We start from the raw sequence: 6,493 nt of genomic DNA on the forward strand, positions 1-6,493 counted from the left end.
TGGACGTCCCCCCTGCGGGTCGTCAGTGGCAGGCTTCCTGCCTGCCGAAGGGTGGCCGGCTTCCCGGCTTCTTCACGGCATTGTCGCCGATGTTCGTGTTCGTATCGCCAAGGAACCAGGCGATGTCCTGCGCGGCCCCGGGGGCCTCAATCGGCAGGAAATGGCCTGCACCCGGGTAGCTGATCATCACGGTGCCGGGGCGGCCCACGGTGCGCGCCACGTCACAGCCGACCGAGAGCGGCAGCATCGAGCCCGCGCCGCCCCACAGCACCAGTGTCGGCACCCGCACGGAGCCGAGCTTCTGCGCGGTGGTTTGCGATCGCTTGCCGTAGTCGCTTGCCTCGAAGCGCAAGGCGCTGGTGAACTGGTCGAGCGTGGCCTGATTGCCCGGCTTGCGGTGCATGTCCCAGGTTTGGCGGACGAGATCGTCGGTCAGCACCGCCTTGTTGGCGATCAGCCTGCCGAGCAGATAGCGATAGAATGCCTGCGGTCGGTAGACCGGACGGAACAGGTTGTTCTCAAGGAACGCGAGCGTCGCCGACGTCTTGGGCTGGAGCCGGGGCGCGATCGGCACCAGCGGCGCGTTGACGAGGATCAACGACGTGATCTGGTTCGGGTGCTGCAACGAATAGCGCATGGCGATCGCGCTGCCGGTGGAAATGCCGCCGATGCTGAAGCGGCGCAGCCCCTCGCGCTTCGCCAGCAGGGCGATCAGTTGCTCCACCCGTTGCGGGCTGTACTTCCCGGTGATGTCCGGCCCCGACAGGCCGTAAGGCGGCATGTCGATGCGGATGACGCGGTAATCGCGCGACAGCGTGTCGGCCCACTTGTCCCAGATGCGCAGCGACTGGTAATGACCGTGGACCAGCACGATCACCGGCCCCTGGCCCCGGTCGTCGACGTGCAGGTCGACCCCGTCCAGCCGGACGTAGCGCGAATGCGGCGTCTCGTAGCGCTGGCGCAGTTCGGCCAGCGGCATCGAGAACGCCCCCAGCCGCGCCGCCAGCACGAAACCGCCCAGGCCCAGCACCAGCAGGGCGAGAACCGCCATCACTGCCTGTACCGGACGCCTGTGCATTGCCGTGTTCCCCGCTTGCCTGTCGCGGACTATGCGGGCCGCCCGGGAGGCCGCCCAATTGAATTGACGGCCGCTGGTATGCTCATCGTGTATGGGCGTTGAATCCTCCCCGTGCCTGGAAGGACGCAAAGCCCCTACAACGCCATCTGCAAAGCCTTGATGACGATCCGCAGCGCGCCGCTCATATAGGTGCGGCGGCGGGTGATCACGCAGAGCGTGGTTTCCACGCGGCGCATGTCGGTCGGCACCTCGCACAGGCGGCCGTCGGCTAGGAAGTCCTCCACTTCCACCCGGTTCATCAGGCCGATGAGGTCGCCGCCCAGCAGCAGCTGGCGCAGCATCGTCGGCGAGGAACTGCGTACGCGGATGTTCTGCTGCTCCTCGTCCAGCCCGAGGAGGCCGCGATAGAACACCTCGGCGTTGGGCTGGTTGAAGATCGCCCAAGGCCAGCGCGCCAGATCGCGCCGCTGCACTTCACCTTGCGCCAGGATCGGATGCCCGGCGCGCGCCACCAGCACCATTGAGACATGGGCGACCGGCTTGAAGTTCAGGTCCCCAGTGTCAAGGTCGGGACGCATGGTGTCGATGATTGCGTCCAGTTCTCCCCGGCGTAGCCGCGCGAACTGCGTTTCGGGCACGTCGTAGTCGACCGCCAGTGTGATATTGTCGGGCGACATGGCGAGCTGGGCGACGGCATGAGCCACACGCGGATCGGTGGCGGTAGAGCCGATTCCGATCCGCACATGGCCGAGCCCGCCCGCGCGCATCGCGCCCACGTCCGCTACCGCCTGGTCGAAGCCGTGGAGGATCGACCGGGCATGGGTCGCAAGCAATTGGCCATAGCGGGTGGGCAGGACGCCGCGGTGCCCGCGTTCGAACAGGTCAACACCCAGATCCTCCTCCAGCGTGCGGATGCTGCGCGAAAGGGTGGGTTGTGTGATGTTCTGCGACATCGATGCGAGGGTCATCGACCCGCTGTCGACCGCCGCCAGGAAGTGCCGCAACTGCCGAATCTGCATGATGTCTTCCCCGAGCATACGTTTCCTGAATGGAAGAAGGCGTGCTTTCGATTTCCCGGGCCATAGCCGGGGGGCTAGTGTCCGGCAGGTGGGCAATCACAGGCTCGGTCTCGGACTTTTCGCGTCCTGTCCGCCCCCGGACACAGACCAGCAGCCGCCGAGCGCGGCGACAGCGAGGATCCCTCTTGGTTCACAACGATTCTATACCCCGCGCCACCCAGATCGGCTGGGCGTTCGGTTCCGCAGGCAGCACCACGATCCTCTACGTGATCAACGTGATTTTAATGTACTATCTGGTGACTGCGGCGGGTATCGATCCGCTGCTGGCGGGCTCTTTCCTTCTCGCGGGGCGCATCTACGACGGCATCGCCGACCTGCTGATTGGGCAGGGCAGCGACCGGACCCGCAGCCGCTGGGGACGGCGCAGGCCGTGGATGGCATCGGGCGCGCTGCTGAGCGCGCTGGGCATGGCCTGGCTGTTCTCGGGCGTGAACGGCGGGTTGCCGGTCGAAGTCATGGTGATGGCCGCGCTGCTGTTGACTTTCACCGGTTATTCGTCGTTCTCGATCCCCTCTTCGGCGATGCCGGCAGAGATCACCGACAGTCCGCAGGTGCGCACCTCGCTGATGGCTTGGCGCACCTTCTTCATCCAGCTGGCATCGCTGGCGGGCGGTGCTTTGGCACCGGCGATGATCGCCTGGGGCGACAGTTCGCAGGGGGCCTTCGCACGCATGGGCTATTGCATGGCAGCCTTCATCGCGGTCAGCATGGGCGTGGCCGTGATCGCCACCGCCGGGGTGGGCGAACGTGCCGGCGCGCCCGATGCGGGCGGCGGACTGGCGGGCTTTTCGCGGCTGTTCGCCAACCGTCCGTTCGTGGTGCTGCTCGGCGTCAAGTTCTGCGGCTTCGTGGCGTCCGCCGCGCTGGGGGCAACTGGGCTGTTCTTCATGCGCGACGTGCTTCTGCGCGGGGAGAGCGGCATGGCGCAGTTCGCGCTGGCCAGCGGCATCGTCGGCACCCTCAGCGTTCCGGTGTGGCGGCAGGTCGCGCGTCTGGCGACGAAGCCGGTCATCTGCGGCCTTGCGATGGCGCTCTCGGTGGCGACGAGCCTGAGCTGGCTCGCGGCCACTCCGGCAGAGCCGGACATGCTGTTCTTGCTGCGCGGCGGCCTTGCCGGTTTCGCGACCACGGGCACGCTGCTGATGACGCTGTCGATGCTGCCGGACACGATCGCGTTCGGCGTGCGCACCAGCGGTTTGCGCAACGAAGGGCTCTATGCTGCCTTCTTCGAATTCTTCCAGAAAGCCGCCTTCGCGATCGCGCCGTTCCTCGTTGGGCTACTGCTGCAGGCCAGCGGTTACCGCCCGGGCGCGGGGCTGGTCCAGACCGAAACCGCGCGCGAAGCTGTGCGCCTTTCGATGTCGCTGATCCCGGCGGCGGCGCAGGCGGCGGGCATTGCGCTGCTCCTTCTATACCGGACGCCTGCCGAACGGACGCCGGCTCCTGCAGACCACGAAAGCTGAAACCGTCATGTCGATCGAGATCATCGGTACGTTCAACCACCGCGAATCCTCGGAAGCGAAGCCACGCCCGATGGGCGTGATCGAACTCGACTTCATCGCCCGCATGGCAGCCGCGTTCGAGGCGGCGGACTTCGACCGGGTGCTGATCGCGCAGGCGGCGACATGGCCCGACGGCCTCGTATTCGCGACGCATCTGGCAGGGATCACCGCGCGGCTGAAGTTCATGATCGCCCACCGCCCAGGCTTCATCGCGCCGACGATGGCCGCGCGCATGTTCGCCACGCTCGACCGGGTGAGCCAGGGGCGCGTGGGCGTCCACATCATTTCCGCGCCCAGCGACATCGAGACGCAGGCGGACGGCGATTTCCTCACCCGCGATGAACGCCATGCCCGGAGTGCCGAATACATCCCGCTGCTGCGCCGGACGTGGAGCGGGGAGACGTTCGACCACGACGGCGCGCATTACCGGCTGCGCAACGCGCACTCGCAGGTCACGCCGGTGCAGGTGGGCGGCATCCCGATCTTCTTCGGCGGGCAGTCGCCGCTGGCGCTCGGAGTCGCCGGGCAGCACGCGGACGTCTATGCCTTCGGCGTCGATCGGCTCGAACCCAGCGCGGCACTGATCGACGCGGTGCGCGGCCACGCCAGAGCGGCGGGGCGGCGGCTCGATTTCTGCATGTCGACGCGGATCATCGTCGGCCGCACCGAAGGCGAGGCCTGGGACAAGGCGGAAGCGGTGCTGGAGGCGGTCAGGCAGGACGTCCTCGAAACCGAGAAGCAGGGGGGGCAGCCCGGCGCGCTCGGCAAGAATCATCTCGCCGAAGCAAGGGCGCGCGACGGTGACGTGCTCGACGAACGACTCTGGGTCGGTATCGCACGCGCGACCGGGTTCCAAAAGGCGGCGAGCACGATCGTCGGCACGCCCGATACGGTCGTGGCCAGTCTAATGAGGTATTACGATCTGGGCGTGACTCGCTTCCTGATCAGCGGGTTTGATCCGATGCAAGATCTTTGTGATTTCGGGAACGACCTCGTGCCTCGTCTGCGTGCGCTTGCAAGCGGTAGGCAAAGGCACCGCGTTCCTTAGACTAGCCGGTGCTGCCCGGTATCGTCTGTTGGCGCCCGAAAAGCGTTATCCAGTAAGCGTAGTGCCATTTGCTCATCCGCTTTATCGGGCCAATTGTTGCCGATCAGATCCCAAAAATTCGAATCCCCAGTCCGGTCTGTACGCTCTCGCGGCGATTCGCGACCCATTCAAGACGTTCAGCCCCTGATCTTGGCTCCTCAGGAGCGGTCAGTCTTTTTTATTGACCAAATTCGGAAGTCGCTTTGACTAAAAAAGTCGGCTTTGAGACTCTGTACGTAAATTACTGGTGCTGACCTTGTCAGCCAGCCTCCACCAACGAGGTTGCTTAACTTACCTGATTGCTTAACATCGGACGCCTCTTGCGAACCCGGTTCGCTTCAGTGATTTTCCCAACAGCAACCTTGAATTAGAATTCCAACCGGTTGGACATACCGCCCGTCGTTGCGACCTAGCGGCCGAGGTGGCGGTCGAAGAAGAACCAGATCAAGTCATAGGCATCGCGCGCTTCGGGTGTCCCAACAAGGTAGTTGAACTCGCCGTGGCCGCGCCCCTCGAGCACAAGCAACTGGGTCTCGGCCCCCGCCTTGAGCAGAGCGATGTTGGTGAGCAGTGCGTTGCTCATCGCGCTATCGCGCGTGCTGGTTACCAGCAACGTGGGGGGAAAGGCGGCGAGGACTTTGGGGAACAGGCCGGGCGACACCAGCGGATCAGCAGCTGGCGCGCTGCCTCGATCAAATTACGGTACGCGGGATGGCGCTTGGTCTTGGCTCACTAAGAAAGTTTGAACTCGCCCCGCAATGCTTAAGGCACCCCTTTTGGCGGCATTGGTCGACCGGCACCTCGACCGTGGCTTTTCCGTCCTTGATGCATGGCAGGCGCTACGCCCACCGGCAGGTCGTGGGGCTATGCATCACACCCCATGTCCCGCGTAAGGTGGGAGGCACAATGGTTTACGGTCCCAGTCAGCCCGCGATCGAAGGCTTTGCGTCGAGCGCCGCAATGGGATCGGCGGCGATCTTAGGATAGTGCTTTTGCAGCAGGGTATGGAAGTCGGCGGGTAGATCCTCGAACCGCTTTACTTTCGCCCCGTTGGCAAAGAGGTTGAGCGTGCCGGGCCGATCACCCATCTTCAGCCAGTCGGGCCAGCTGCGCACGTCGTTCGATTGAACCTGCGCTTCAAGGTAGTGAACCGAGGGATCGAGAGCGAGCGCCTTGGGCGCAGACAAAGTCGAGACTTCGTTGAGGTACGAAACATACCCATCAGGCGCAGTCACCTTTGCATGAGAACGGTCGCGTACCGCGATATCGGTCTTGCCAATGTCGAACGGCTTGATCGGCAAATGCGTGTGGTCGTACTGCGGCTGACCGGGCAGCTTGGCGATTTCGGCATCGTTCGTGGCGGTGAAGCGCGCCGGAAACGGCACGGGACCGCGCCCTCCGACCTTTACCATCTCTCCGGTGATCGGATTGCGCAGTTCGGAAAGGCGCTCGCCGGTTTCGACGTCGACGCGGAAACTCATCTCAAGGTCGACAAGGCTGAAGCTGCCGTCAGGGTTTTGCGTGACGCGCTGGATCGAGCCCAGGTTTAGCGCATAGACCGGGATCAGATCGCCTTGGTAGGCCGCGTAGTACGGCCCCTTGAGCCATGAGAAGACCAGCCCGTCATCGGTCCGGAAACGCAGCTTGCGGTAGATGAGCGAAGCATGGGCTGGGTTCGCCGGATCGAGCTGCAGATTTTTCACTTGGCTAGCCGCGACGGCACTTGCAGGCATAGCGGCTGGCGCCA

The 6,493-nt window shown here is 64.6% G+C and carries 6 protein-coding genes; 2 read left to right on the forward strand and 4 right to left on the reverse strand.

Features of this window, described 5'->3' with window-relative positions:
- Nucleotides 1–22: 22 nt before the first annotated feature.
- Nucleotides 23–1,078, reverse strand: coding sequence for an alpha/beta fold hydrolase (locus tag PMI02_RS03600; RefSeq protein WP_007678876.1), 1,056 nt, complete (start codon nucleotides 1,076–1,078; stop codon nucleotides 23–25).
- A gap of 134 nt (nucleotides 1,079–1,212) precedes the next feature.
- Nucleotides 1,213–2,097 carry a LysR family transcriptional regulator gene (locus tag PMI02_RS03605; RefSeq protein ID WP_157222352.1) on the reverse strand — a complete coding sequence of 295 codons (885 nt, stop codon included), beginning with the start codon at nucleotides 2,095–2,097 and terminating at the stop codon, nucleotides 1,213–1,215.
- Between the two features lie 185 nt (nucleotides 2,098–2,282).
- Here PMI02_RS03605 and PMI02_RS03610 point away from each other — a divergent pair, with 185 nt between their 5' ends.
- Entirely contained in the window at nucleotides 2,283–3,620 is a 1,338-nt protein-coding gene (locus PMI02_RS03610) for an MFS transporter (protein WP_007678882.1), read from the forward strand.
- A gap of 7 nt (nucleotides 3,621–3,627) precedes the next feature.
- Nucleotides 3,628–4,707 (forward strand): LLM class flavin-dependent oxidoreductase, encoded by a 1,080-nt coding sequence (locus PMI02_RS03615; RefSeq protein WP_007678886.1) that lies wholly within the window; start codon nucleotides 3,628–3,630, stop codon nucleotides 4,705–4,707.
- Nucleotides 4,708–5,155: 448 nt separating this feature from the next.
- Here the strand turns inward: PMI02_RS03615 and PMI02_RS03620 are convergent, their stop codons facing one another.
- Nucleotides 5,156–5,329, reverse strand: a complete 174-nt coding sequence (locus tag PMI02_RS03620; RefSeq protein ID WP_369751202.1) for a hypothetical protein — start codon at nucleotides 5,327–5,329, stop codon at nucleotides 5,156–5,158.
- Between the two features lie 340 nt (nucleotides 5,330–5,669).
- A partial coding sequence (locus PMI02_RS03625; protein ID WP_007678892.1) for a DUF1838 family protein occupies nucleotides 5,670–6,493 on the reverse strand: 824 nt, incomplete at its 5' end.

This window comes from Novosphingobium sp. AP12 (assembly GCF_000281975.1).
Taxonomy (GTDB): Bacteria; Pseudomonadota; Alphaproteobacteria; order Sphingomonadales; family Sphingomonadaceae; genus Novosphingobium.

Bases quoted from the DNA above. Each gene is read 5' to 3' on its own strand.
- PMI02_RS03620 (WP_369751202.1), bottom strand. From the start codon at position 5,329: ATGAGCAACGCACTGCTCACCAACATCGCTCTGCTCAAGGCGGGGGCC.
- PMI02_RS03615 (WP_007678886.1), top strand. From the start codon at position 3,628: ATGTCGATCGAGATCATCGGTACGTTCAACCACCGCGAATCCTCGGAA.
- PMI02_RS03605 (WP_157222352.1), bottom strand. From the start codon at position 2,097: ATGCAGATTCGGCAGTTGCGGCACTTCCTGGCGGCGGTCGACAGCGGG.
- PMI02_RS03600 (WP_007678876.1), bottom strand. From the start codon at position 1,078: ATGCACAGGCGTCCGGTACAGGCAGTGATGGCGGTTCTCGCCCTGCTG.